Raw genomic sequence first — 23,944 nt, forward strand, 5'->3', positions numbered from 1 at the left:
CCTCCCCTCCGGCCGGCCTCTCGGCGTCGCCATGATCGGCTACGCCTTCATGGGCCGCGCCCACTCCCAGGCCTGGCGCACCGTCGGCGCCGCCTTCGAGGTTCCCGACGTCGCCCGGCGCGTCATCGTCGGCCGTGACGAGGAGGCGGTGGCGGAGTCGGCACGCCGCCTGGGGTGGGAGGAGCACGCCACCGACTGGCGCGAGGTCATCGCCCGTGACGACATCGACATCGTCGACATCTGCACCCCCGGCTTCCTCCACGCGGAGATCGCCATCGCCGCCCTCGAGGCCGGAAAGCACGTGCTGTGCGAGAAGCCCCTGGCCAACGACACCGCCGAGGCCGAGGCGATGGTCGAGGCGGCCGAGGCCGCCACTGCGCGCGGCCAGATCGCGGCGCTCGGCTTCACCTACCGTCGCGTCCCGGCACTGGCGCTGGCCAAGCAGTTCGTCCAGGACGGCAAGCTCGGACAGATCCGCCAGGCCAAGGCCGCCTACCTCCAGGACTGGCTGGTCGACGAGACCGCCCCCATGAACTGGCGGCTGCGGAAGGAGACCGCGGGCTCCGGTGCGCTCGGCGACATCGGATCCCACGCCATCGATCAGGTCCAGCACCTGACCGGACAGAAGGTCACCGCGGTGCGCGGACGACTGGCCACCGTGGTCCCCCAGCGTCCCGGGCCGGACGGCCCCGAGGACGTCACCGTCGACGACGCCGCGTGGGCCACCCTCGAGCTCGATGGCGGCGCGGTCGCCTCCGTGGAGGTCTCGCGCATGGCCAACGGCGCCAAGAACCAGCTGACCGTCGAGCTCTACGGCAGCAAGGGCGCCCTGAAGTTCAGCCTGGAGAACCCCAACGAGCTGTGGTTCCTCGACGCGACCCGGCCGATCGCCGAGCAGGGGTTCGCGCGCGTGCTGGTGACCGAGCCCGAGCACCCCTACCTCGAGGCCTGGTGGCCGCAGGGGCACGTGCTGGGCTGGGAGAACGCGTTCTCCAACCAGGCGCGCGACCTGCTGGTGGCCATCCGCGACCGCGGAGGCGAGGACGCCACCGGCTACTCCCCCGATTTCGCCGACGGGCTGGCGCTACAGCGCGTGCTCGACGCCGTCATCTCCTCCGATGCCGCCGACGGCGCCACCATCACCCTCTGACCCCGGCCGCCGAAACGCGGCCGGCCCCCTCCACGCCGAACGCACTCGATATCGCTCACCGCAGAAGGAGCATCACCACCATGGCTCATCCGCACACCCTGTTCACCGGCCAATGGGCCGATCTCACCCTCGACGAGGTGGCCGAGCTCGCCGCCGGCTGGGGCTACGACGGCCTCGAGATCGCCGTCTCCGGCGAGCACCTCGACGCCTCCCGCTGGGATGACGACGACTACGTCGCCGACCGCCTGGGCATCCTCGACAAGCACGGGCTGAAGTGCTGGACCATCTCCAATCACCTCAAGGGCCAGGCGATCTGCGACGATCCGATCGATTTCCGCCACCAGGCGATCGTCGGCTCCGAGGTGTGGGGCGACGGTGATCCCGAGGGCGTCCGCCAGCGCGCGGCCGAGGACATGAAGAACACCGCCCGCCTGGCGCAGAAGATGGGCGTGAAGACCGTCGTCGGCTTCACCGGCTCGAAGATCTGGAAGTACGTGGCGATGTTCCCGCCGGTGGGCCAGGACGTCATCGACGACGGCTACCAGGACTTCGCCGACCGCTGGAACCCGATCCTCGACGTCTTCGACGAGTGCGGGGTGCGTTTCGCCCACGAGGTCCACCCCTCCGAGATCGCCTACGACTTCTGGACCACCCAGCGCACGCTCGAGGCGATCGGTCACCGCGAGGCCTTCGGCCTGAACTGGGACCCCTCCCACTTCATGTGGCAGGAGATCGATCCGGTCTCCTTCATCACCGATTTCGCCGACCGCATCTACCACGTCGACTGCAAGGACATCCGGGTGCGGGTCACCGGTCGCAACACCCGCCTGGGTTCCCACCTGGCCTGGGGCGATCCTCGCCGTGGCTGGGACTTCGTCTCCTTCGGCCGCGGCGACGTGCCGTGGGATGCGGCCTTCCGCGCGCTGCGTTCGATCGGCTACGAGGGTCCGATCTCCATCGAGTGGGAGGACGCGGGCATGGATCGTCTGCACGGGGCCAAGGAGGCGATCGAGGTGCTCGAGAGCCTGGACTACCCGGTCTCCGAGGTCTCCTTCGACGCCGCGTTCAGCAACCAGGGCTGATGAGCGACGATGGCGACGCCCGCGAGTGACGAGCGCAGGGCCTTCGCGGCGACCTTCGCCGACCTCGGTCCCGAGGCGCCGACGATCCTGCCGGGCTGGGGCGCTCCCGAGCTGCTCGAGCACCTGCTGCTCCGGGAGCGCTACCCGCACCTGATGGTGGGGCCGAGACTGCCGGGAGAGCTGGGCCGTCGCGCCCAGCAGGCCCGGCAGCAGCTCCGCGCCCGGACCTGGGGCGATCTCGTGGACCTGTTCCGCGCGGGCCCGGGACCGCTGTCCTTCGCGGGCACGGTCGACTCCCTCAGCGGGGAGGGCGAGCTGCTGATCCATCACGAGGACCTGCGCCGGGCACAGCCGGGATGGGAGCCGCGAGCGCTGCCAGAGGCGACGCAGGCGAAGGCGTGGCGCGCTCTCTCGCTGCTGGCCCCGGTGGCCGTACGGGTTCCGGCCGACGTCACGCTGGTCGCCCCGCACGGCGGGAGACGGCTGCGCTCCCGCCGGCCGGCCGGCAGCGTGCGCGTGCACGGCGATCCGCTCGAACTGCTGCTGTGGGTCTCGGGCCGCGACGAGGTCGCACAGGTCCGGATCGACGGCGACGACGGCGGCGTGCAGGCGCTCGAGGAGGGCCGACGCGGTCTGTGACCGCGGTGATGGCGGGGCCGACGGTGCGACCCGTCGGCCCCGCCGTCGCCGTGCCCGGCAGCTCAGCCGCGCTCGAGCAGGAACAGCCGCGGATGGTGCCCCTTCTGGAAGAAGCGGTGCTCCCCCACGGGACGCCAGGGCAGGCCCGGCCGCTCGAGCACGCGGTGCATCCGCGTGATCTCATGCGTCAGCACGCCCATCCTCGCCTCCGGTGCGGCCAGTTCGGCGCCGCGATCCAGCAGGTCGGCCAGGAGTCGCTCGTTGCTCTCGTGCTCCCCGTGCAGGGTTCCCCAGGGCGGGTTGGTCAGGAGCCTGGTGAAGCCGGGGTCGAGGTCCGTTGTGAGCACGTCCCCGGTGATCCAGTCGATCCGGCCCCGGCGGCGTGCGGCCCGTTGGTGCTGCTGGGCGGCGTCGATCGCCGCCGGGTTCAGGTCCACCCCTATCGTCCGGGCGGGAGCGGCCACGGCGAGCTGTTCGATCAGGAACGTCCCTGACCCGCAGGTCATGTCGAGCAGGTGGTCCTCAGCACCCACCTCCAGGAGGTCGAGCACCGTCGCGGCGATGGTCGCGTTCACCGCGCCGGGATAATCGACCGTCCGCCAGGCCCTGGTGGACAGCGGGCGCGGGGTGGTGCGCAGCAGCACCTGCCACGTACCGGGCCCTGCACCGCGGCGCACCCTCACCACCAGGTCGCCGTCCTCATCGACCTCGACTCCCGCGTGCTCGGCGAAGGCGTCGGCCAGGCGCCGCATGTCCGGGGTGTGCGAGCCCGCGGCCTCCAGGCGCAGCCCGGTGAAGCGCTGTCGGGGCCGCTGGCGGCCGATGTCCGCCAGCAGGTCCCCGATCCGCTGCTGGACGGAGGTGTCGAGCAGCTCACGAGGCCGGCGCGCGGGAACGGTCACGCTCGTCGAGGCGGCCACCACGCGGCGCAGGCCCCGCACCGCGTCGAGGTCCTCCGTCGTGAGCGCGAGTTCCGTGGGGCCGGCCGCACGGGCCGGTCCGAGGCGCTGGGCCTCCTCGAGCGCGCTGTGCGCGCACCCCTCGAGCACCTCGAGCACGAGTTCATGGGTGACATGCGACATCGTCGGGCCCTCCTCACTGTGCTCCAGGCACGATTCACGCAGGTTACCGCCTGTCGCGTCCGCGGTGATCAGGGTCGGGTCGGTAGACTCCCTCCGTGTTCATCGTGAGTGTGTGTTCCCTGAAGGGCGGCGTCGGCAAGACGTCCGTGACCCTGGGCCTGGCTTCCGCGGCCCTGCACCAGGGGGTGAACGCCCTCGTCATCGATCTCGACCCCCAGGGCGACACCACGCTGGGTCTGCTGGGTGAACCGTCCTCCACGGTCGACATCGCCGAGGTGGTCTCCTCGCCGCGCACGGAGACGATCGACCGTTCGATCATCTCCACGCCGTGGGCGACCGATGCGGGCTCGCACCTGGACATCATCCCGGGCTCCAGCCGGTCCTCCGTGATGGATTCCCCCACTCCGCATCCCAAGGATGTGCGGCGCCTGCGGGACGCGCTGGACAAGCGCACCCACCAGTACGACATCGTGCTGATCGACTGCCCGCCCTCGCTGAACGGCCTGACGCAGATGGCCCTGGCCGCCTCGGATCGCGCCCTGGTGGTCGCCGAGCCCGGGTTCTTCGCCGTCACCGCCGCCGATCGTGCGCTCAAGCTCGCCGCGGAGATGCGTGAGGACGGGATCGCGCCGCGGCTGCTGCCGCTGGGACTCGTGGTCAACCGCTACCGTCCGCGGTCGGTCGAGCACCAGTACCGCCTGGCCGAACTGCGGGACCTCTTCGGCGACGCCGTGCTCGAGCCGGTCATCGAGGAACGGGTGGGGCTCCAGCAGGCACAGGGCGGCGCCGTGCCGCTGCACCGCTACGAGGGTGCCTCGGGCAGGCGACTCACCGAGGACTTCGACGCCCTGTTGAAGACCGTGCTGGATTCTCGCCAGCACTCCTGATCCGGCCCGCCCGATTGATCCCGCCCGCCCGATCCGGCGTGATGGCCGGATCCGGGTGCGACCGCATGCGAGCGCGCGACCACTCGAACAGGGTCCGTACGTCCTGTCCCGGCATGCAGAAGCGGCGAGCCCCTTCCCGGGGGCTCGCCGCTCTGTCGGAAACTGCGTTGGTCAGCCGGCCTGGCGGGATCGGCGACGCGCGGCCAGCTCGTCCTGGAGGGCGAGGGCGGCGTCGTCGGCGGGGTCCACACCGGGCAGCACGGCCAGGTCGTTCTCGACCTCGCGCCAGACGCGGCCGACGGCGATGCCGAAGACTCCCTGACCACCCTGGACAAGATCGAAGACGTCCTCCGCCGAGGTGCATTCGTAGACGGAGGCGCCATCGCTCATCAGGGTGATCTGGGCGAGGTCGTCGATGCCGCGCTCGCGCAGTGCGGTCACGGCGATGCGGATCTGCTGGAGCGAGACCCCGGTGTCCAGGAGGCGCTTGACGACCTTGAGCACGAGGATGTCGCGGAATCCGTACAGACGCTGGCTGCCGGAACCGGACGCCGCCCGCACGCCCGGCTTGACCAGGCCGGTGCGCGCCCAGTAGTCGAGCTGACGGTAGGTGATGCCGGCTGCCTTGCAGGCAGCCGGACCGCGATAGCCGAGTTCGCCTGGCGTGTCCACGACATCGTCGAACAGGACGCCCTGCGCGGGCTCGGCGGGCACGGTGGATTGCTCAGTGCGATCCTCGCCGCGAGTGGCGTTCACAGCTACCTCCGGTATCCGGCTCTCCGAGGGGAAGACGAGAGCACGCGACAACAGTAGCGCGTACTGCCCGTCGGCGAACAGCAACTCGCCGGTCGAAGATCACGGACTGGTGACGACTCTCAGCACTCTTCCGGGCGGCCCTCAGGTGTCCCGCAGCTTCGTGCGCAGCACCGCGCTGTGCAGGGAGATCATCGATTCTCCCAGGTCACGGGCGAAATCTTCGGCACCTCCGCGGGCTGCGGCATCCCCGGAGCGCGACCGCGGCCTGGCGACGGACCGGATCATGTGGGCCTCGCGCTCGGCCGAGGTGCGCAGCATGACCAGGTGGCGCGGGTGCAGGCCCTCGTCGGCGAGGTCGCGGGCGGCGGTGACGATCTCGAGCTCGGCCGCACCGTAGAACATGGCGCCCTCGGCCAGCAGGCCGTACTGCTCGAGCTCGGCCAGGAACTCTTCGTCGATCGCGGCCTGACGGATCAGCCCGCGCCGGTCCAGACGCACGGCCTGGATGGTGGAGCTGGGTCCGGGACGGGAGGCGATGGAGGTGACCTCGGAGTCGACCCCGTGCTCGAGCAGATGCTCCTTGATGACCTTCAGCGGCCAGAACCGGTCGCGCTGGGCACGCAGGACGAACAGGAGCCGGTCGACGTCCTCGCGGGTGTACTTGCGGTAACCCGCGGAGGTGCGTTCGGGGGCGATCAACCCCTCGGACTCCAGGTAGTGGAGCTTGGAGTGGGACAGGTCCGGGAACTCGTCGCGGAGGATCTCGAGCACCTGACCGATGCTCAGCCGTGCAGCCCCGGACGAGCTCGGCCTGCGCGATGCGGAGGCCGGCATCGACTCAGTCCTTCCCGAGGAAGGGGTGGTACGTCAGGCGGTACTTGCCGATCTGGACGTCCTGGCCGGGCTGAAGACGCACCTCGTCGACGCGGTCCTTGCCCACGTACGTGCCGTTGAGCGATCCCAGATCGCGGACCAGGAACCCTTCCCCGTCGCGCACGAAGGCGGCGTGCTTGCGCGAGACGGTGACATCGTCGAGGAAGATCTCGCAGTTGGGGTGGCGACCGGCGATCGTGGTCTCCGAGTCGAGCAAGAAGCGCGCGCCGAGGTTGGGGCCCTTGCGCACGATCAGCAGAGCGCTGTGCGGGGGCAGGTTCTCGATCGCGCGGCGATCCTGGGCTGAGAGTCCGGGCTCGGCGTCGTCGACCGCGTCGCTGGGCGATATCGCGCTCAGCTTCGACGTGTGGTCGAGATTCTCGTCGTTCCAGTCGGTGTTCCCGGACACCCCGCACCCCTTCCTGGCCTGCAGCGGACCCTGTTCCGTGAGCGAACAGGATACGGCCCGCCCATCTTCGCACGCCGGATCGGTCACCAGCGCCGTTCCTGCTGGGACAGGGTCAGAATTTGACGATCACTTGACCACTCGTGAGTGTTCCGGCTCGCTGAGCTCGACGGTCGCCTCGATCCGGACGTCATCCTCGGTCGCCACGGCGAGCGTTCCGCCGTCGCCGGCCACCGAGTCGGCCGCGCCGCCGGGGATCTGCAGCGCCGGCTCCATCACGGCGGGGTCGCCGATGGCACGGATCGTGTACGGGGCGGGCACGACGGTGCCGTCGACGACCAGAGCACCGTCGGCGTCGGTGGTGACCGCGGTGGAGGCGACCACGCGGACCTCGCCCACCTGGATCACCTCGGCGCCGGCGTTGCGCAGCTCCTGGATCACACCGAGCAGGGTCGAGGACCGCACGCCGCCGTCGGGATCCGCGATGGAGACGACGATCCCGCGGCCGTGGGCGGGAGCGGTGCCGGCGAGGATCTCGAGATCGTCCAGTCGATCCTCGGCGGCCTCCTGCGCGGCCGCGTCGTCGTCCTGTCCCGAGCGCAGGGTCTCCAGCGTGCTCTCGAGCTCGGCGTTCTCCGCCTCGAGCCCGGCGACGTGTCGCCCGGATTCATCCAGCAGCCGCACCAGCTCCTGCTGGGAGGCGCCCTCCAGGGAATCGTCGCTCTGGCGCACCTGGGCGGCGATGGACAGGCCCAGCAGCACGCAGAGCAGCCCGACGATCCCTTGTGACCAGGTGGCGCGGGGACGCAGCTTGCCGCGGAGCCGCCGCCAGATCAGCTTCTGCTGCTCCGGGCTCTCGGGGATGCGCGTGCCGTCGCTCATGAGCGGAAGAGCAGGCGCCTGATCGCCGCGGCGTTGGAGAAGATGCGGATGCCGAGCACCACGATCACCGCCGTCGACAGCTGAGCGCCCACGCCCAGCTGGTCCCCGAGGAACACGAGGAAGGCCGCGATCAGCACGTTGAACAGGAACGAGGTGATGAAGACGTGGGCGTCGAAGAGCCCGTCGAGGCTGGCGCGCAGCCCGCCCGCGAGGGTGTCGAGCGCGGCCACCACCGCGATCGGCAGGTAAGCCTGGAGGGCGGCGGGCACGTCGGGCTGGACGACGACGCCCAGCACGATGCCCAGGGCGAGGCCGATGATGGCGATCATTCGGAGTCCTTCCGGGACCCGCTGTCGTCAGCGGGGTCGGGGGCGGTATCGGCAGATGAATCGGCAGAGTCCGACGCAGCGCCGCCGTCGGGCCCGTCGCGCTCGGACTCGATCACGTCGGCTTCCCGCAGCGAGCCCACGGAGCGAGCGGGCACGGTGAGCTCGTCGCTGCTCTCCCAGGAGTAACGCACGCCGAAGCGAGTGGAGACCTCGGTGAGGTACTCCCCCGTCTCACCGTCCTCGACCCCGGATCGCAGCGCCTCGGGGTCCCCGAGAGCGGTGATGACGTAGGGCGGCGACAAGGGACGGAAGTCGACGAGCACGGCGGATCCGGCCGTGCGGATCGCGCTGGTGGTGCTGAGCCGGTGCCCGTTGATGGCTACCGCTTCGGCGCCCGCCGCCCACAGTCCGTTGACCGCGATCTGCAGATCCCCGTCCGTGACCCGGTTGACGGTGCCGCTCTCGACCCCGGGACTGGCCGGCAGCGGGGCCGAGTCCTCGAGAGTCAGCGTCACCCCGGGGCCCGCCATGGCCACCCCGGCGCTGGCGATCTCGTAGGAGGCCAGTCGCTGCGAGGCGCCTGAATCGGCGCTGTCCAGGACCTCCCCCTGCGCGGCGGCCACGTCGCTCTCCAGCGTCTCCTGGCGGGCCTCGAGCTCGTCGGCCTCGGTGCGGGTCTCGCGCACCTCCGCCTCGAGCAGGGTGCGGGGGCTGTCATCGGCTGCTGCGTCCCGGCGCAGGTCGGTGACCGCGACAGCGACGGCGAAGCCGAGCAGGAGGGCCAGCAGCAGGGTGATGGTGCGGGTGGCCCGGTTGTCCGGCGGGGCATCCTCCGTGTGCGTCCCGCCGTGGATCCGCAGCTCGTCGACGTCATAGGGGTTCGCGGTCAGGGCGCGCAGCAGCGACGCCGGCGAGTACGGCGTCTCGCCGTGAGGGGTCGACCGTGGGGTCGACCCCGGAGTCGACCGCTTCGGGGCACGCATATCAGCAGACTACTGGTGCTGACGGGGCCGGGAGCTCAGACCCGCGGGACCTCGAGATCATCCGCGGGGAGGTCTGCGAAGTCGGTGCGGCCGGGATCGGGTCTGCCCGGTGCGCGGGCGAGGACGAGGAACCGGCTGGAGGTCGCGGGGAGAGGCCCATCCTGCATTCGCGCGTGCAGCTCCTCGAGCTCCACGCGGTGACGGTCGACGTCGAGATCCCCCGGTTCGTGCCATGGCAGGCGGCGGAGGCAGCCCAGCAAGCTCGCCATGTCGTCGAACTCGTACGTGCCGTGGAACGAGTCGGCGCGCTCGATCGTGAGGCCGGCGCGGCAGAGAGCATGCTCCATGGTCGCGAGGGTGATGTCGGGCAGCGGCGGATCGATGCCGAGGACCTCGAGGACCTCGCGGAGATCGTCTCCGCCGACCTGCTCGGTGAGCAGGACTCCGTCCGGGGCGAGGACCCTCGCGACGTCCACCGGGTCGAACGCTTGGTGGCGGCTCAGGACGAGGCCGACACTGTCGTCCTCGGCGGGAAGGCGCGACCCTGGGCTGCCGGCGTCATGCTCGAGGACGTCGATGCCCAGAGGGTCCAGCCGGGCGCGCGCGACGGGAAGGCTGGACGGCCTGCCCTCGGTGGCGACCGTGTTCTCCGGCAGGACGTCGGCCAGTGCGGCCAGCACTTCCCCGTTGCCCGTGCCGAGGTCCAGCACTGCGTCGGACATGCAGGCGAGGTTGGCGACCAGTTTCCGCCATCGCCACGGCGGCGTCTGCTCGCGGAACCCGGGCAAGGTGGTGACGTCCCATCCGGCGGGCTGCTCGCGCAGAGCATCGTGCCAGCGTTGAGTCTCGGCTGTGTCCACCATCGGGCACGTCCTTCCGTGTGCGGAGACCTCTTGCCCCACTGTCGCACGCAAAGCGACGAAGACCGCTCCGGGAGCCGTTGTCGCCCCGCCCATCTGGTCGGTCGCCGACCTCGGACCCGGTCGGCCGGCCCGCCGCGCCGCCGGTTCGCACCGGAGGAGGCCCGACGGGCGCCGCACCCCGCACCTGCAGGTCCCCACGGGCACGGCGGACACCGCGCCGGCGAGGTGCCGCAGGTCACGCCGCTCTCGATTCGCTCTGGGGTCCGGTTCGGGGGTACTATCGTCGTCGGTCCTCCGGCAACGGAGGGTCTCGGGCTGTGGCGCAGTTTGGTAGCGCACATCACTGGGGGTGATGGGGTCGCAGGTTCAAATCCTGTCAGCCCGACCGAGATTCGCGCAGGCCACAGGCACCTTCCAGATCATGGAGGGTGCCTGTTGCTCTTCACGGGCTACGGGCCCGCCCACGGCGAGATGTTCACCGGCGACACTCCGCGCCGCCGGCACGGAGCTCCATGGCCGCCACGGTCTCACCTGCGGTCCACGGCCCATACAGTGACGGCCACGCTCACGATGGTCCAGCACGTCGAGGATCTGGGGATGATGGGGTCACACAGAGCTGGGACGGGCGTAGAACGAACGCAGGCGACGGAGAGAGGCCCCACAATGATCGATCGCAAGGAGCTGGCGATCTTTCTTCGGCGGCGGCGCGAAGCCCTGCAGCCCGAAGACGTCGGACTCACTCGGGGACAGCGGCGGCGCACGCAGGGCCTTCGTCGCGAGGAGGTGGCGACGCTCTGCCACATATCGACCGACTACTACGCCCGTCTCGAGCGCGGCACAGGGCCCCAGCCCTCGGAGCAGATGATCGCCTCGGTCGCGCAGGGGCTTCATCTCTCCCTGGACGAGCGCGATCACATCTTCCGACTGGCGGGGCGCATGCCGCCGGCCCGGGGACCGGCGAGCGAACATATCGGTCCCGGCCTCCTGCGTATCCTCGACCGGCTGCAGGACACGCCCGCCGAGATCGTCACCGAGCTCGGCGAGACCCTCCGGCAGACTCCCATGGGGCGCGCGCTCCTGGGCGATGCCGGTCGCTTCACGGGGCCGGAGCGAAGCCTCGGCTACCGCTGGTTCACCGACACTGCGGCGCGGGAGTGCTACCCCATCGACGAACAGGATCATCTGTCCCGGCTGTACGCCTCAGGCCTGCGCGAGCTCGTCACGCTGCGCGGGCCCGACTCGAAGGCCGCGCAGCTCTCGACCCTCCTGTACGCGCGCAACGACGAGTTCCGGGCACTGTGGGACCAGCGCGAGATCGGTATCCGTCCGCCGGAGGTCAAACGCTTCCAGCATCCGGCAGTGGGCGCGCTCGAGCTGCACTGCCAGACCCTCTTGGACCCCGAGCAATCGCACCGCCTGCTCGTGTACACCGCAGTGCCCGGCACGGACAGCCACGAGAAGCTCGAGCTCCTCTCGATGATCAGCGCGCGAGAGATGGCGTAGCGCGTCCCGGTGCGTCCCACTGACCCGGTATCAGTGGATCACCGAGTCCTGGATCCGCTCGCGCCCGAGGTGAAACATGGAGTCACGCCCGACCAGCGGCGGACGAGAGTCACCGGACGAAGGATCTCCATGGCAAACACCCCCGACCTCCACGACGTACGCGGGAAGCTCGCGGTCGTCACCGGCGCCAGCGACGGCATCGGTCTCCACCTCGCTTCCCGCCTGGCCGCGGCCGGCGCCGACGTGGTGATGCCGGTGCGCACCCCTGCTAAAGGTGACGCGGCCGCCGATCGCATCCGCCGGGACACGGGCGCCGAGAACGTCACCACCCGCCCGCTGGACCTCTCCTCCCTGGACTCCATCGCCGCTCTGGCACAGCAGCTGACCGGCGAGGGGCGCCCGATCGCGATCCTCGTCAACAACGCCGGCGTCATGACCCCGCCGACCCGGCAGGTCACCCAGGATGGTTTCGAACTGCAGCTGGGCACGAACCACCTCGGTCACTTCGCCCTCACCCTGGGGTTGCTGCCGTTGCTGAAGGAGGGCCGCGCACGCGTCACGCACCAGACCAGCATCGCAGCGCGCAGCGGCGAGATCCTCTGGGACGACCTGAATTCCGAGCGGGGCTACGACCCGATGACGGCGTACACCTCCTCCAAGATCGCGGTGGCGCTGTTCGCCCGTCAGCTCGATGCGCGCAGCCGTCAGGAGAACTGGGGACTGAGCAGCAACCTCTCCCATCCCGGGGTCTCGCCGACGAATCTGCTGGGCGCCCAGCCCGGGCTGGGCCGCGAGCGCGCCACGGGCAGCCGTCGCGTGATCCACGTGCTCTCGCACCTCGGCATCGCCGGGACGCCCCAGTCCGCGGCGCTTCCCGCACTGCTCGCCGCGGCCGGTGCCTCGTCGAAGGGCGACGAGTTCTACGGGCCGAGACGCACCATCGCCGGCGCCCCTGCCCGGGTGCCGTTCTGGAAGCCCTTCGCCAGCATGGAATCTGCCGCGCGACTCTGGGAGGTCTCCGAGCAGCTCGTCGGTCCGCGGTTCTCCGCCTGATCCCGCATCCCGGCCCGATCCCGCGCGACCGCCCGCGCACGGCACGCGAGCAGAGGCCGCCGACCAGCGCGAACGCTCATCGGCGACCGTCGGTGCCACCGCACGCCGTGCGCGTCACCGTCCGCTCGGCGGCCGGCCTTCAGGACGCGACCGGCCCCACCCACACCTGCTGGGCGTTGACGAACTCCCGGATCCCGTGCGGGCCCAGTTCGCGGCCGTACCCGGAGCGCTTGATCCCGCCGGAGGGCAGGCGCGGGTCGGTCTTGACGATGCCGTTGACGGAGACCTGGCCGGCCTCGATCCGCCGCGCCATCTCCTCGCCCCGCTCGCTCGTGGTCCACACGCTCGCACCCAGCCCGTAGGCCGTGTCGTTGGCCAGCGCCAGGGCGTGCTCGGCGTCGTCGGCGGCGATCACCGCGGCGACAGGCCCGAAGGTCTCCTCGGCGCAGGCGGCCATGCCCGGCTCGACGCCGGTCATGAGGGTGACGGGGTAGAAGAACCCCTCCCCCTCCGGCATGTGCCCGCCCAGGACGCACGTGGCCCCCGCCGTGACCGTGGAGGTGACCTGGCGGTGGAGGTTCTCGCGCAGGTCGCCCCGCGCGATCGGACCGACCTGTGTCGTCTCCTCGCGCGGATCGCCCACCACCAGGTTGCGCAGCCGCTCGGTCAGCAGCTCCACGAACTCATCGTGCACGGACCGCTCGACGATCACGCGCTTGGCGGCGATGCAGGACTGGCCGGCGTTGATGATCCGCGAGAGAGCGGCGACATCGGCCGCCTTCTCCAGGTCCGCGTCAGCCAGGACGATGAAGGGATCCGATCCTCCCAGCTCGAGCACGGCGGGCTTGATCTCCGAGGCGGCCGTCGCCGCCACGGCCGAGCCCGCCCGGTCGGATCCGGTGAAGGAGACCGCCCGGATCCGGGGATCGCGGATCATCGCCTCCACATCCGGGGTGGCCGCCTGGACCGCCTGGAAGACGCCCTCCGGCGCACCCGCCGCCCGGAACGCCTCCTCGATCGCCGCTGCGCATCCCGGCACGTGGGGGTCATGCTTCATCACGGCCGTGTTGCCCGCCATCAGCGCCGGGGAGCAGAAGCGGAACGCGAGCCAGAACGGCGCATTCCACGGCAGCACCCCGAGCACCGGCCCGAGCGGCAGATACTGCACGTATGACGAGGTCGCATCCGAGGCGATGTGCTCCGTGGCGAGATACGACTCGGCGTGGGCGGCGTAGTGCTCCGCGGCCCAGGCGGCCTTGGCCACCTCGCCGCGCGCCTCCGTGATGGGCTTGCCCATCTCCTCGGTCATCAGCGGAGCGAGTTGTTCGGTGTTCTCCCGCAGATACGTGGCGACCGCCGTGAGCACCTCGGCACGGCGGGCGAAGCTCGTCGAGCGCCACAGCTCGAAGGCGGTCTGGGACCGTTCGATCGCGGCGGTGAGCTCCTCGGGGCTCGCAGCGGGTACCTCGCGGACCACCTTCTCTGTGGTCGGGTCGACGACTGTCAGCACGGTCATGGCGCTGCTCCCTTCTCCCGTCACCGGGGTTCAGCTCGCACGGGCGTTCAGGTCGGGCACCGGGGCCGGCAGCTCCTCGCCGGGGACGGCGAAGTCCTCCGGCAGGGTGAACAGCGACTCGCAGCCGTCCTCGGTGACATGGAGGGTGTCGGAGATGCCGACGGTCTTGTCACCGTCCACTCCCCACATCCAGGGGATCACGTGGAAGGTCATCCCCGGCTCCAGCAGGGTGTCGTCCCCGGCCATCAGCGAGAGGATGTAGCCCTCGTCCCAGCTCGGCGGGAACGCGATACCGATGGAGTACCCGGCGCGGGTGACCAGACGGGCGCCGACCTCGTTGGCCTCGATGATGCTGCGCACGATGTGGTCGGTCTCCGAGACGGTCATGCCCGGCCGCATACGGCTGCGCAGCTCGGCCAGCGCCAGCTTCATCGTCTCCTGGGCGTGCCGCATCGACGGGGTCAGTCCACCGGTGACGACGGTACGCATCAGCGCCGCGTGGTAGCGACGGAAGCAGCCGCCGACCTCGAGGAACACGTGCTCGCCCGGCTGGATCGTCCGCCCCTCCCAGGTGGAGTGGCCGATCATCGAGCGCGGACCCGAGGCGACGTAGGGCATGACGGCGGGGAACTCCCCACCGGCCCGGAACATCGCCGCCGAGATGGCGGCGGCGACGTCGTTCTCCGTGGCCCCGGGCACGGCGGCCTCGATCCCGGCGGCCATACCGGCCTCACCGGCGCGGGCGGCCCGGCGCATCACCTCGATCTCGACGTCGGACTTGCGCAGCCTCCCCTCCTCGACGATCCCGAAGCAGTCGACCAGCCCCTCACCGTAGGCGTCGTGGAGACGGTCCTGCTGGTAGGCGGGGAAGTAGTAGCTGTTGCGCTCGAAGCCCAGCCGGGCCTCCCCCAGCCCCCGGTCCTCGAGGACCTGGACCAGGGTGCGGATGGCGTCGCCGGTGTCCGGATAGGGGTTGGTGCGCTCCACCCAGGTGCGGTGGATGACGTTGGACTCCTCCATGGCGCGGGTGATCATCACCGGCTCGTCGTGCAGGGGCACGACCAGGGCCTGGAAGAACGAGTAGCCGGTGGTCTGGTAGTCGGTGAGGTACATGAGGTTCTCGGGATCCGAGATCACCACGGCATCCAGCCGGCGCTCGACCATGCGTTCGCGCAGCTCCCGCACGCGACGCTCGTACTCCTCGGGCGGGAAGGTCATGTCCTCGCGGCGGCGCATCACTTCACCTCCAGGGCGGTCTCGATGGCCTGCTCGAGCCGGTCCAGACCGGCGGTGAGGTCGTCCTCGGGGATCGTCAGCGGCGGGATCAGCTTGATGACGCGGCCGCCGCTGCCGCAGGGCCCGATCAGCAGTCCGGCCTCGAAGGCCTCCTGCTGGACGAGCTTGGCGAAGGCGCCGTCGCCGGTGTCCAGGGCCTGCATCATGCCGCGCCCGCGCACCTCCCAGCTCTGCCCGGCGTGGGCCTCGGCGATCCGCTGGAGGCGTTCACGCATGACCTCGCCCTTGTCCCGGACCTCGGCGAGGAAGGTGTCATCGGTGAAGTAGTCCAGGGCGACGGTGCCGGCGACGAAGGACAGTCCCTGCCCGCGGAACGTGCCGGTGTGGGCACCGGGGGACCACTTGTCGTCGATCTCGGGCTTGTTGAGGTTCATGGCGATCGGGGTGCCGAAGCCGCCGAGTCCCTTGGCCAGGGTGATGATGTCCGGGTCCAGGCCCATCCCATCGAAGGAGAAGTAGCTCCCGGTGCGCCCGATGCCGGCCTGGATGTCGTCGATGATGAACAGCGCACCCATCTCGTGGGCGACGTCCTGGATCTGGCGGAGCCACTCGGCGGTGGCCACATTGACGCCGCCCTCGGCCTGGACGGCCTCGACCAGGAACGCCGCCGGCGGGGTCAGCCCGCTGGAGGGGTCGGCCACCGCCTCGGCGTACTCGGCGACCGCCGTGGTGCCACCCGGGGCGGTCTCGAAGGGCAGTCGCACGATGTTCTCCAGCGGCACGCCGGCCCACTTGCGGAAGGCGTCGTTCGCGGTCGCGGCGAGTGAGCCCAGCGTCATGCCGTGGAAGCCGTGGCTGAAGGCGACGACCTCGCGGCGTCCGGTGGCCAGTCGCGCGAGCTTCAGAGCGGCTTCGACCGCGTTGGAGCCGGTGGGGCCCATGAACTGCATCCGGTGGTTCATGCCCCGGGGGGCCAGGACCACGTCGTGGAACCGGGAGACGAAATCGCGCTTGGTGGTGGTGTAGGTGTCCAGGCTGTGGCTGACGCCGTCGGCCTGGAGGAAAGCGATCATCGCGTCCTTCATCCTCGGGTTGTTGTGCCCGAAGTTCAGAACCCCCGCCCCGGCGAAGAAGTCGATGTAGGACTTCCCCTGCTCGTCGACCTGACGGGCATTGGAGGCCGAGCTGAACACCGTGGGGTAATTGCGGCTGTAGCCGCGAATCGTGGACTCATGCTGTTCGAAGATGCTGGTGTCCATGGGAGACCTCTCATCGTGGTGCGAGGCGATCCCGATCTCCGTACCGGACCCCGGCAGCGAAGATCGCCCCTTGTGGCAGGTGCGGTCCGGTGTGATGACCCTCACTCCCCGAGGAACCCCCCGTCAAGTACCCCACGCCCACGAGTTCTTCTCGAGATCTTCCGTCCCAGGTCGCGAGCCCGCGCGGAATCGGCGGGTCAGTCTTCCCGCGTGGTCAGCGGCGCATTCCAGCACACCGCGTCCGCTCGCAGGGCGTCCCGCAGCCGCACCGCGTGCGGATTGGAATCCGCCCCGGGCCGCTGCACCAGGAACAGGGTGTTCAGCGGGCCGTCGCACGGGTCGTCGAGCTGGATCAGCCGGCCCGCAGCGAGGTGCTCGGCGGCCAGCGACCGGGGCACCACGCTGTACCCGGCCCCGCGTGCGACGGCGGCCACGACGTCGTGGAGGTTGGGCACCGTCAGCGCGGGACCGATCGGGGGATGCTGGGTCCCGAACACCGTGCGCCAATAGCGGCGCACGATCGGCATGTCGTCGGCGTAGCTGATCAGCGGGACCTCCCGCAGCGCGTGGCACAGCACCTGCCCGGACTGCCCGGCACCGACGTGCTGCGCCCAGGACGGTGAAGCCACCAGCACGTACTCCTCGTCGGCCAGCGGGAATGATTCCAGAGCCCGGCCGCGCGGTCGCCGGGTGGTGACGATGAGGTCGTGCTGCCCCTCTCGCAGCTCCTCGAGCAGGGTGTCGCTCACGCCCTGGCTCAGACGCACGTGGACCCCGTCGGCCACCAGCGGGGCGATCGCCGGGACCAACCGGGTGCACACGAGCTCGGAGGGCCCCGCGAGGTGCACCGGGGCCGGGCGCCCCGCGGCGCAGGCCCCGTCGTCCACGCCGGCCAGGGAGTCCAACGGCTCGCTGATGCGGGCGGCGAGTCCTCGCGCATAGGCGGTCGGCTCGACGCCGCGGGGCCGGCGCTCGAACAGCCGGCGACCGGTGTGCTTCTCCAGGGCGCGGATCTGGGTGGTCACCGTGGGCTGCGAGAGTCCGAGCGCCGGGGCGGCGGCGGTGAACGTCCCGGCCCGGAAGACGGCGAGGAAGGTGCGCAGGAGATTGAGATCCGCGGTGCCCGCTCCGGGGCGGTGCGGGTGAGGAGCCGCCGGCGACTCGGCGGTCCGAGGTGCCGGTGTGGGATGCCGTGTATCCGTCATCCCCCGATCCTAGGCACGCATCCCATAGTGATCCCTATACCAGTCATAGGGTTCACGATTGGAGCATCGATCGCTGCGGTCGTACATTCGTGGCATCGGTGCTGACACGGCGGTCCCCTGCGACTCGTCCGGTCAACACCGTTCGTCTCAGATGAGGAGTTCTCCACCATGACCCACGCTCTGTTCGACCCGATCACTCTGCGCTCCCTCGAGGTCCGCAACCGCATCTGGGTCCCCCCGATGTGCCAGTACTCCGTCCATGAGCAGGACGGGAAGGCGACCGACTGGCATCTCATGCACTACGGGTCGTTCGCGCGCGGCGGAGTCGGCGCGATCATCGTCGAGGCCACCGGCGTGGTTCCCGAGGGGCGCATCGCCCCGCAGGACCTGGGCCTGTGGAACGACGAGCAGCGCGACGCGCTCGCCCGCATCGTCGATCTGGTCCACGACCAAGGTGCGGCGATCGGCATCCAGCTCGCCCACGCGGGCCGGAAGGCCTCCACCCACCCCGAGTGGGGCACCGACGGCTCCGGGAGCCTCACCGAGGACGAGGGCGGCTGGGAGACCGTCGGCCCCTCCGCCGAGCCGTTCCCGGGCCTGAAGGCTCCGCGGGCCCTCGACGCCGCCGGGATCGACGAGACCGTCGAGGCCTTCGTCGCCTCCTCCCGCCGTGCCGTCCAGGCGGGCTTCGACCTGGTCGAGCTCCACGGCGCCCACGGGTACCTGCTGCACGAGTTCCTCTCGCCGCTGAGCAACCTGCGCACCGACGAGTACGGCGGGTCGCTCGAGAACCGGGCCCGCCTGCTGCTGCGCGTGGTCGACGCGGTGCGCGAGGAGATCGGCGAGCAGATGCCGATGCTGGTGCGGCTCTCGGCGACCGATTGGGTCGAGGGCGGCCTCACCGCCGACGAGGTCGGCCAGGTCGGCGCCTGGCTGAAGCAGCACGGCGCGGACATGCTCGACATCTCCAGCGGCGGCAACTACGTCCCCGTCCAGATTCCCGTCGGCCCCGGCTACCAGGTGCCGCTGGCCACCGCCGTGCGCGCCGCCAGCGGCCTGCCCACGGCGGCCGTCGGCATGATCGACGAGCCGTTCCAGGCCGAGCAGATCGTCGCCACCGACCTCGCGGACGTCGTGCTGCTGGGCCGGGAGATGCTGCGCGACCAGAACTTCGCGCTGCGAGCGGCACGGGCCCTGCGCCACGAGGGTGCCTACATCCCGCCGCAGTACGGCCGCGCCCACCGCTGAGGGCCCGCCGAGGCCGAGCGCGGACGCATGTCCCCGGCAGCGGGGCAGCACCGGATGATCCGTCCGGATGCTGCCCCGCTCGTCATGTCGATCCCCCTGCCGGCTCTCGTGGTGAGGGCTGTGCACCCTCGTCCCAGTGCGCACCGTCGAGGGAGATCTCGGCAGTCATGTCCGCGAGGAACGCCGTGACCACCGCGCGCTGAGCGGGCGTCAGGCGACGCGCGGCGTGGACTCGGCGTGCCTGCTGCGCTCCCACAGTCCGGATGGCCGCGGCCCGCGTGGCTGCTTCGAGCCGGATCACCAGCGCCCGACGATCCGCTGGATGCCGCTGACGACGCACGTGCCCGCCGCGCTGGAGGCGATCGAGCAGCTTGGTCGTCGAGGCGGTGGAGATCCCCAGCGACTCCGCGATGGCACCCGGGGTGGCGGGGACACCACGGTTCTCGCAGACGATGAGGAAGTGCAGCGCCCGCATGTCGGTCTCGTTGAGGTTCATGTACCGCCGGGAGGCCTCGGACAGCTCCTTCTCCGCCGCTCGCAGGCGCCCGAGCGCGGACATCAGGGCATCGATCTGCTCGATGTCCTGCTCGCTCATCCCCGTGCGGTCAACCAGATCCTGATCGGGATCGCTCCCGGAGAGGCTGTACACGTCGGCCGCCGACGGATACCCGCCCTCGATGCTCTCCCCCGGGCTCGCCATGCAGGCATGCTACTCGTGCCGCCTCACCCCTGCCCCCCGGCGCACGACTAGCTAGCTAGGCTAGCTACTCGTGCGATACTAGCCGTGGCGCACCGGCCGCGCCCCGAGCGGAAGGGACGTGAGCTGCGATGATGACCCAAGGGACAGATCGCTCCTCTCCGGAGGATCCGAGCCCCTCGCCGGCGGACACGCGTCACACCCACCGTCGGGCGCAGTCACGCACGGGGTATCTGCTGCGACTGCTGCTGCCATCGGTCCTGATCCTCCTCTGGCTGATCGCAGCCGGGATCGGTGGCCCCTACTTCGGTCGCGTCGACGAGGTCTCCTCCAACGACCGCACCGCGTACCTCCCGGAGTCCGCCGAGGCCACCCGCGTCCAGCAGCTCTCCGGCGACTTCACCGGCACCGATGCGATCCCCGCCCTGATCGTCATCACCTCCCCTGCCGAGCTCACCCCCGGGCAGCTCGAGACGATCAGGACGGCCACATCGTCTCTCGCCGATGTCGACGGCGTGCGCGGGGACATCTCACCACCGATCCCGTCCGAGGACGGTCTGGCCGTGCAGATCTTCGTCCCGATCGACGCGGAGGCCGATCTCGCGTCCGTGGTCCAGCGCCTGGACGGCCGGCTCGCGGAAGACCTCCCCCCGGGCGTCACCTCCCACGTGACCGGGCCGGCCGGGTTCTCCGCCGACCTCTCCGGAGCCTTCGCCGGAATCGACGGACTCCTGCTCGGGGTCGCACTGCTGGCCGTCCTGGTCATCCTGGTGGTGGTCTACCGCTCCCTGCTGCTTCCGGTGATCGTCCTGGCCACGAGCATGTTCGCGCTGTGCAGCGCGCTGCTGACGGTGTGGTGGCTGGCCAAGGCGGGGCTGCTGCTGCTGAGCGGCCAGACCCAGGGCATCCTGTTCATCCTGGTGATCGGCGCGGCCACCGACTACTCGCTGCTCTACGTCGCCCGCTTCCGTGATGAGTTGCGCCGCCGGCGCCGCGCCGGGCCTGCCACCGCCGCCGCGCTGCGCGGAACCCTCGAACCGATCCTCGCCTCCGGGGGCACCGTGATCGCCGGCCTGTTGTGCCTGCTGCTGTCGGACCTGAAGTCCAACAGCGCGCTGGGGCCCGTAGCAGCAATCGGCATCGCCTTCGCGATGCTCGCCGCCCTGACGTTCCTGCCGGCCGTGCTCTCCCTCACCGGGCGGGTCGCGTTCTGGCCTCGACGCCCCCGCTACGCCCCCGAGGCCCAGGCCGATGCCGGTGCCGACGCCGATGCCGATGCCGAACACCTCGCCACCGACAGCGGCGCCTGGGGCCGCCTCGCCCGAGCCGTGGCCCGTCGGCCCCGCCCGATCTGGATCCTCACCACCCTGGTCCTCGTGGCCGGCTGCGCCGGGGCGCTCCAGCTGGAGGCCGACGGCGTCCCCCAGTCCGACCTCATCCTCGGACCCTCACCCGCGCGGGACGGGCAGGAGGAGCTCGCGGAGCACTTCCCGGCCGGCCAGGGCAGCCCCGTCCAGGTGCTCGCCGAGGAGGACCAGCTGCAGGACGCCGCCGACGTGCTGCTGGGAACCGCCGGGATCGACAGCGTGACGGTGACCGCCGACGGTGTTCCGAGCGGGAGTGCTCCCGTCACCGCCGACGGCGTTCGGGGCCAGGGTGCCGCGGACGGATCGGCGCCCGAGCCGACCGTGGTCGACTCCCGGGTGCTGCTGCAGGCCACTCTCAACGACGCCCCCGATTCGGCGGCGGCCGAGCGCACGGTCCGCGAGGTGCGGGAGAGCTTCGCCGAGGCGGGCGTGGACGCCGTGACCGGTGGCGTCACCGCGACGGCGATCGATACCGACGACGCCTCGGCGCGCGACCGGGCGCTCATCATCCCGGTGGTGCTGGTCGTGATCCTCGCGATCCTGATGCTCCTGCTGCGCTCCGTGCTCGCGCCCGTGCTGCTGGTGGCCACGACCGTGCTCTCCTTCGGCACCGCCCTGGGGGTCTCCGCACTGGTGTTCACCCATGTCCTCGAGTTCCCGGGGGCGGACCCGGCGGTGCCGCTGTTCGGGTTCGTGTTCCTGGTCGCGCTCGGCATCGACTACAACATCTTCCTCATGACCCGGGTCCGCGAGGAGACACTCCGGCACGGCACAGCGCGCGGGGTGGTGCGAGGCCTGGCTGTGACCGGCGGTGTCATCACCTCGGCGGGACTCGTGCTGGCCGCGACCTTCGCCGCGCTCGGCGTGATCCCCATCCTCTTCCTCGCCCAGATCGCCATCATCGTGGCGCTCGGCGTGCTGCTGGACACCTTCGTCGTGCGCAGCCTCCTGGTGCCCGCCCTCGCACTCGACATCGGCCGGACCATATGGTGGCCCGCTCGCCTCTCCTAGACTCGTCCCATGAGCAGTCCGATCCCCGCCCACCACACCGTCCCCACGCGCGAGTACGTCCTGACCTTCGTGTGCGAGGACCGCCCTGGCATCGTGCACGCCGTCACCGGAGCGATCGTCGAGGTCCGCGGGAACATCACCGAGAGCCGCCAGTTCGAGAGCGGTGCCACCCGGCGCTTCTACATGCGCCTCCAGATCGCCACCAACGCCTCGGCCGACGAGATCCGGGCCGCCATGGCGCCGGTGGCGGACCGCTTCGGCATCGAGTACAGCATCGACTCGGTGGGACGGCCCGTGCGCACCCTGATCCTCGGATCCACGGCCAAGCACTGCCTGAACGACCTGCTGTTCCAGATCGATGCCGGGCACCTCCCGATCGAGCCGAAGCTGGTGCTGGCCAACCACGCCACGCTCGAACCGCTCTCGCAGTTCTACGAGGTCCCGTTCGAGCATCTGCCCACCAAGGACGCCGCGGAGAAGACGGCGTTCGAGGATCGCGTGCGCGAGGTCGTCGCCGAGCACGACATCGAACTGGTGGTCCTGGCCCGCTACATGCAGATCCTCTCCCCCGAGCTGTGCGCCGAGCTCTCCGGGCGCTGCATCAACATCCACCACTCGTTCCTGCCCGGTTTCAAGGGCGCCAATCCGTACCGCCAGGCGTACGCGCGCGGGGTGAAGCAGATCGGGGCGACCGCGCACTTCGTCACCAGCGACCTCGATGAGGGCCCCATCATCGAGCAGGACGTGATCCGGGTCGATCACACCCGTTCCCCGCAGGAGCTGATGGCGATCGGGCAGGACGCCGAGGTGCGCACCCTGCGCCAGGCCGTCACCTGGTTCGCCCAGTCACGGGTGCTGCTGGACGGGAACCGGACCGTCATCTTCCGCTGACCGCCTCCAGGCGGGCCGCGGCGTCGGGATCGGGGCCCTTGCCCCGCACCGCTCAGAAGACCGGTCTGCCGCCGGTCACCCCGATCACGGTGCCCGAGACGTAGCTCGCGTCGGCCGGGCTCGCCAGGAACACGAACGCGCCGGCGCACTCGGCGGGCTGCCCGGCGCGGCCCAGCGGGGTGTTGCCGCCGAAGGCGACGTAGTCGTCCGGGACGCGGGTGGCAACGTTCAGCGGCGTCCAGATCGGCCCCGGCGCGACCGCGTTGACCCGGATCCCCTTCGAGCCCAGGTCGGAGGCGAGGTTGACCGTGAGGTTGTTGATCGCGGACTTCGTGGCCGCATAGTCCATCAGCGGCACCGAGGGATCGTAGGACTGGATCGAGGAGCAGTTGATCACGCTCGAGCCCGGCTGCAGATGCTGGGCGGCCTCCTGGGTGATCCAGAACAGCGCCTCGAGGTTGGTGGTCAGCGTGCGATGCAGCCGCTCGGAGTCGATCCCGGCGAGACCCTTGGGCTCGGCCCTGCCCCACTGGAAGGCGGCATTGTTCACGAGCACGTCCAGATGCCCGAACTCCTCGACGGTGCTCGTGACCAGGGACCTGGCGGTCTGCTCGTCCCGGATGTCCCCGGGCAGCAGCAGGGCTCGCCGGCCGGCCTCCTCGATCCAGCGCCGGGTCTCCTCGGCGTCCTCCTGCTCCTCGGGCAGGTAGTTGATCGCCACGTCCGCGCCCTCCCGGGCGTAGGCGATCGCCACGGCGCGGCCGATGCCGGAGTCGCCGCCGGTGATGAGGGCCGACATCCCCTGCAGGCGGCCGTGGCCGACGTAGGTGCTCTCGCCGTGGTCCGGGACGGGCTGCATCGGGGAGGTCAGCCCCGGGGGCTGCTGGTCCTGTGCGGGGAACGACGGCTCGCCACCGCGGGTGGAGAGGTCGTGGGCGCGCCGGGCGACCTCCGGCACCAGCGGCTGAGTGTGCGCGGACTGCTCGGACGAGGACTGGGACATGCCGTCTCCTTCTTCCATGGTGC

23 protein-coding genes and 1 tRNA gene are annotated in these 23,944 nt (G+C 70.7%); 10 read left to right on the top strand and 14 right to left on the bottom strand.

The window, feature by feature from the left end; all coding sequences use genetic code 11:
* Window positions 1–31 precede the first annotated feature (31 nt).
* The 3 genes from AC5020_RS08110 to AC5020_RS08120 all read left to right on the top strand — a co-directional run bounded on the left by AC5020_RS08110 (window position 32) and on the right by AC5020_RS08120 (window position 2,871).
* Window positions 32–1,150 (top strand): Gfo/Idh/MocA family protein, encoded by a 1,119-nt coding sequence (locus tag AC5020_RS08110; protein ID WP_494564410.1) that lies wholly within the window; start codon window positions 32–34, stop codon window positions 1,148–1,150.
* Between the two features lie 80 nt (window positions 1,151–1,230).
* Window positions 1,231–2,232 carry a sugar phosphate isomerase/epimerase family protein gene (locus AC5020_RS08115; RefSeq protein ID WP_377017090.1) on the top strand — a complete coding sequence of 334 codons (1,002 nt, stop codon included), beginning with the start codon at window positions 1,231–1,233 and terminating at the stop codon, window positions 2,230–2,232.
* Window positions 2,233–2,241: 9 nt separating this feature from the next.
* Window positions 2,242–2,871 carry a TIGR03085 family metal-binding protein gene (locus tag AC5020_RS08120; protein WP_377017092.1) on the top strand — a complete coding sequence of 210 codons (630 nt, stop codon included), beginning with the start codon at window positions 2,242–2,244 and terminating at the stop codon, window positions 2,869–2,871.
* Window positions 2,872–2,933: 62 nt separating this feature from the next.
* On the opposite strand, the gene AC5020_RS08125 is transcribed toward AC5020_RS08120, so the two are convergent.
* Window positions 2,934–3,953, bottom strand: a complete 1,020-nt coding sequence (locus AC5020_RS08125; RefSeq protein ID WP_464987902.1) for a methyltransferase — start codon at window positions 3,951–3,953, stop codon at window positions 2,934–2,936.
* A gap of 95 nt (window positions 3,954–4,048) precedes the next feature.
* Between AC5020_RS08125 and AC5020_RS08130 the strand changes: the two genes are divergently transcribed.
* On the top strand, window positions 4,049–4,840 hold the full coding sequence (locus tag AC5020_RS08130) for a ParA family protein (protein WP_377017096.1): 792 nt from the start codon (window positions 4,049–4,051) through the stop codon (window positions 4,838–4,840).
* Between the two features lie 171 nt (window positions 4,841–5,011).
* On the opposite strand, the gene AC5020_RS08135 is transcribed toward AC5020_RS08130, so the two are convergent.
* The 7 genes from AC5020_RS08135 to AC5020_RS08165 form a co-directional block, all read right to left on the bottom strand.
* Complete coding sequence (locus AC5020_RS08135; protein WP_377017098.1) at window positions 5,012–5,596, bottom strand: MerR family transcriptional regulator; 585 nt, start codon at window positions 5,594–5,596, stop codon at window positions 5,012–5,014.
* Window positions 5,597–5,737: 141 nt separating this feature from the next.
* Window positions 5,738–6,430 (bottom strand): transcriptional regulator FtsR, encoded by a 693-nt coding sequence (gene ftsR, locus AC5020_RS08140; RefSeq protein ID WP_377793913.1) that lies wholly within the window; start codon window positions 6,428–6,430, stop codon window positions 5,738–5,740.
* Between the two features lie 4 nt (window positions 6,431–6,434).
* Window positions 6,435–6,878: an FHA domain-containing protein gene (locus AC5020_RS08145; protein ID WP_377017102.1), complete on the bottom strand. Its 444-nt coding sequence runs from the start codon at window positions 6,876–6,878 to the stop codon at window positions 6,435–6,437.
* Between the two features lie 126 nt (window positions 6,879–7,004).
* Window positions 7,005–7,757 carry a DUF881 domain-containing protein gene (locus tag AC5020_RS08150; RefSeq protein ID WP_464987903.1) on the bottom strand — a complete coding sequence of 251 codons (753 nt, stop codon included), beginning with the start codon at window positions 7,755–7,757 and terminating at the stop codon, window positions 7,005–7,007.
* Entirely contained in the window at window positions 7,754–8,086 is a 333-nt protein-coding gene (locus AC5020_RS08155) for a small basic family protein (RefSeq protein WP_377017106.1), read from the bottom strand. Before AC5020_RS08155 ends, AC5020_RS08150 begins: the two co-directional genes overlap by 4 nt.
* Window positions 8,083–9,069, bottom strand: a complete 987-nt coding sequence (locus AC5020_RS08160) for a DUF881 domain-containing protein (RefSeq protein WP_464987904.1) — start codon at window positions 9,067–9,069, stop codon at window positions 8,083–8,085. The genes AC5020_RS08155 and AC5020_RS08160 overlap by 4 nt, the downstream gene beginning before the upstream one ends.
* A 35-nt stretch (window positions 9,070–9,104) precedes the next feature.
* Window positions 9,105–9,932 carry a class I SAM-dependent methyltransferase gene (locus AC5020_RS08165; RefSeq protein WP_464987905.1) on the bottom strand — a complete coding sequence of 276 codons (828 nt, stop codon included), beginning with the start codon at window positions 9,930–9,932 and terminating at the stop codon, window positions 9,105–9,107.
* A gap of 311 nt (window positions 9,933–10,243) precedes the next feature.
* On the opposite strand from AC5020_RS08165, the gene AC5020_RS08170 reads away from it, so the two are divergent.
* The 3 genes from AC5020_RS08170 (at window position 10,244) to AC5020_RS08180 (ending at window position 12,488) form a co-directional block, all read left to right on the top strand.
* A tRNA-Pro gene (locus AC5020_RS08170) sits at window positions 10,244–10,317 on the top strand.
* Window positions 10,318–10,595: 278 nt separating this feature from the next.
* On the top strand, window positions 10,596–11,435 hold the full coding sequence (locus AC5020_RS08175; protein WP_464987906.1) for a helix-turn-helix transcriptional regulator: 840 nt from the start codon (window positions 10,596–10,598) through the stop codon (window positions 11,433–11,435).
* Window positions 11,436–11,564: 129 nt separating this feature from the next.
* On the top strand, window positions 11,565–12,488 hold the full coding sequence (locus tag AC5020_RS08180) for an SDR family oxidoreductase (RefSeq protein WP_464987907.1): 924 nt from the start codon (window positions 11,565–11,567) through the stop codon (window positions 12,486–12,488).
* 139 nt (window positions 12,489–12,627) lie between these two features.
* Here AC5020_RS08180 and AC5020_RS08185 read toward each other — a convergent pair whose 3' ends face one another.
* The 4 genes from AC5020_RS08185 to AC5020_RS08200 all read right to left on the bottom strand — a co-directional run bounded on the left by AC5020_RS08185 (window position 12,628) and on the right by AC5020_RS08200 (window position 17,704).
* A complete protein-coding gene (locus tag AC5020_RS08185) occupies window positions 12,628–14,004 on the bottom strand; it encodes an NAD-dependent succinate-semialdehyde dehydrogenase (RefSeq protein ID WP_464987908.1) in 1,377 nt (458 codons plus the stop codon).
* 30 nt (window positions 14,005–14,034) lie between these two features.
* Entirely contained in the window at window positions 14,035–15,240 is a 1,206-nt protein-coding gene (gene doeA, locus AC5020_RS08190; protein ID WP_464987909.1) for an ectoine hydrolase, read from the bottom strand.
* On the bottom strand, window positions 15,240–16,499 hold the full coding sequence (locus AC5020_RS08195; RefSeq protein WP_464987910.1) for an aspartate aminotransferase family protein: 1,260 nt from the start codon (window positions 16,497–16,499) through the stop codon (window positions 15,240–15,242). The genes doeA and AC5020_RS08195 overlap by 1 nt, the downstream gene beginning before the upstream one ends.
* A 197-nt stretch (window positions 16,500–16,696) precedes the next feature.
* A complete protein-coding gene (locus tag AC5020_RS08200) occupies window positions 16,697–17,704 on the bottom strand; it encodes a LysR family transcriptional regulator (protein WP_464987911.1) in 1,008 nt (335 codons plus the stop codon).
* A gap of 168 nt (window positions 17,705–17,872) precedes the next feature.
* Between AC5020_RS08200 and AC5020_RS08205 the strand changes: the two genes are divergently transcribed.
* The gene (locus AC5020_RS08205; protein ID WP_464987912.1) at window positions 17,873–18,952 is read left to right on the top strand and encodes an NADH:flavin oxidoreductase/NADH oxidase; all 1,080 of its coding nucleotides are present in this window, start codon (window positions 17,873–17,875) and stop codon (window positions 18,950–18,952) included.
* Window positions 18,953–19,034: 82 nt separating this feature from the next.
* Here AC5020_RS08205 and AC5020_RS08210 read toward each other — a convergent pair whose 3' ends face one another.
* The gene (locus AC5020_RS08210) at window positions 19,035–19,652 is read right to left on the bottom strand and encodes a MarR family winged helix-turn-helix transcriptional regulator (RefSeq protein ID WP_464987913.1); all 618 of its coding nucleotides are present in this window, start codon (window positions 19,650–19,652) and stop codon (window positions 19,035–19,037) included.
* Window positions 19,653–19,780: 128 nt separating this feature from the next.
* Between AC5020_RS08210 and AC5020_RS08215 the strand changes: the two genes are divergently transcribed.
* Window positions 19,781–22,027: an MMPL family transporter gene (locus AC5020_RS08215; protein ID WP_464987914.1), complete on the top strand. Its 2,247-nt coding sequence runs from the start codon at window positions 19,781–19,783 to the stop codon at window positions 22,025–22,027.
* A gap of 9 nt (window positions 22,028–22,036) precedes the next feature.
* A complete protein-coding gene (locus AC5020_RS08220; RefSeq protein WP_464987915.1) occupies window positions 22,037–22,918 on the top strand; it encodes a formyltetrahydrofolate deformylase in 882 nt (293 codons plus the stop codon).
* Window positions 22,919–22,970: 52 nt separating this feature from the next.
* Here AC5020_RS08220 and AC5020_RS08225 read toward each other — a convergent pair whose 3' ends face one another.
* Window positions 22,971–23,921 carry an SDR family oxidoreductase gene (locus AC5020_RS08225; RefSeq protein ID WP_464987916.1) on the bottom strand — a complete coding sequence of 317 codons (951 nt, stop codon included), beginning with the start codon at window positions 23,919–23,921 and terminating at the stop codon, window positions 22,971–22,973.
* Window positions 23,922–23,944 lie beyond the last annotated feature (23 nt).

The sequence above is a fragment of the Brachybacterium sp. SYSU DS0246 genome (genome assembly GCF_059391765.1).

Coding starts and splice junctions, on each gene's coding strand:
- AC5020_RS08110 (WP_494564410.1), top strand. CDS start 32: ATGATCGGCTACGCCTTCATGGGCCGCGCCCACTCCCAGGCCTGGCGC.
- AC5020_RS08115 (WP_377017090.1), top strand. CDS start 1,231: ATGGCTCATCCGCACACCCTGTTCACCGGCCAATGGGCCGATCTCACC.
- AC5020_RS08120 (WP_377017092.1), top strand. CDS start 2,242: ATGGCGACGCCCGCGAGTGACGAGCGCAGGGCCTTCGCGGCGACCTTC.
- AC5020_RS08125 (WP_464987902.1), bottom strand. CDS start 3,953: ATGTCGCATGTCACCCATGAACTCGTGCTCGAGGTGCTCGAGGGGTGC.
- ftsR (WP_377793913.1), bottom strand. CDS start 6,430: ATGCCGGCCTCCGCATCGCGCAGGCCGAGCTCGTCCGGGGCTGCACGG.
- AC5020_RS08150 (WP_464987903.1), bottom strand. CDS start 7,757: ATGAGCGACGGCACGCGCATCCCCGAGAGCCCGGAGCAGCAGAAGCTG.
- AC5020_RS08155 (WP_377017106.1), bottom strand. CDS start 8,086: ATGATCGCCATCATCGGCCTCGCCCTGGGCATCGTGCTGGGCGTCGTC.
- AC5020_RS08160 (WP_464987904.1), bottom strand. CDS start 9,069: ATGCGTGCCCCGAAGCGGTCGACTCCGGGGTCGACCCCACGGTCGACC.
- AC5020_RS08165 (WP_464987905.1), bottom strand. CDS start 9,932: ATGGTGGACACAGCCGAGACTCAACGCTGGCACGATGCTCTGCGCGAG.
- AC5020_RS08175 (WP_464987906.1), top strand. CDS start 10,596: ATGATCGATCGCAAGGAGCTGGCGATCTTTCTTCGGCGGCGGCGCGAA.
- AC5020_RS08180 (WP_464987907.1), top strand. CDS start 11,565: ATGGCAAACACCCCCGACCTCCACGACGTACGCGGGAAGCTCGCGGTC.
- AC5020_RS08185 (WP_464987908.1), bottom strand. CDS start 14,004: ATGACCGTGCTGACAGTCGTCGACCCGACCACAGAGAAGGTGGTCCGC.
- doeA (WP_464987909.1), bottom strand. CDS start 15,240: ATGCGCCGCCGCGAGGACATGACCTTCCCGCCCGAGGAGTACGAGCGT.
- AC5020_RS08195 (WP_464987910.1), bottom strand. CDS start 16,499: ATGGACACCAGCATCTTCGAACAGCATGAGTCCACGATTCGCGGCTAC.
- AC5020_RS08200 (WP_464987911.1), bottom strand. CDS start 17,704: ATGACGGATACACGGCATCCCACACCGGCACCTCGGACCGCCGAGTCG.
- AC5020_RS08205 (WP_464987912.1), top strand. CDS start 17,873: ATGACCCACGCTCTGTTCGACCCGATCACTCTGCGCTCCCTCGAGGTC.
- AC5020_RS08210 (WP_464987913.1), bottom strand. CDS start 19,652: ATGGCGAGCCCGGGGGAGAGCATCGAGGGCGGGTATCCGTCGGCGGCC.
- AC5020_RS08215 (WP_464987914.1), top strand. CDS start 19,781: ATGATGACCCAAGGGACAGATCGCTCCTCTCCGGAGGATCCGAGCCCC.
- AC5020_RS08220 (WP_464987915.1), top strand. CDS start 22,037: ATGAGCAGTCCGATCCCCGCCCACCACACCGTCCCCACGCGCGAGTAC.
- AC5020_RS08225 (WP_464987916.1), bottom strand. CDS start 23,921: ATGTCCCAGTCCTCGTCCGAGCAGTCCGCGCACACTCAGCCGCTGGTG.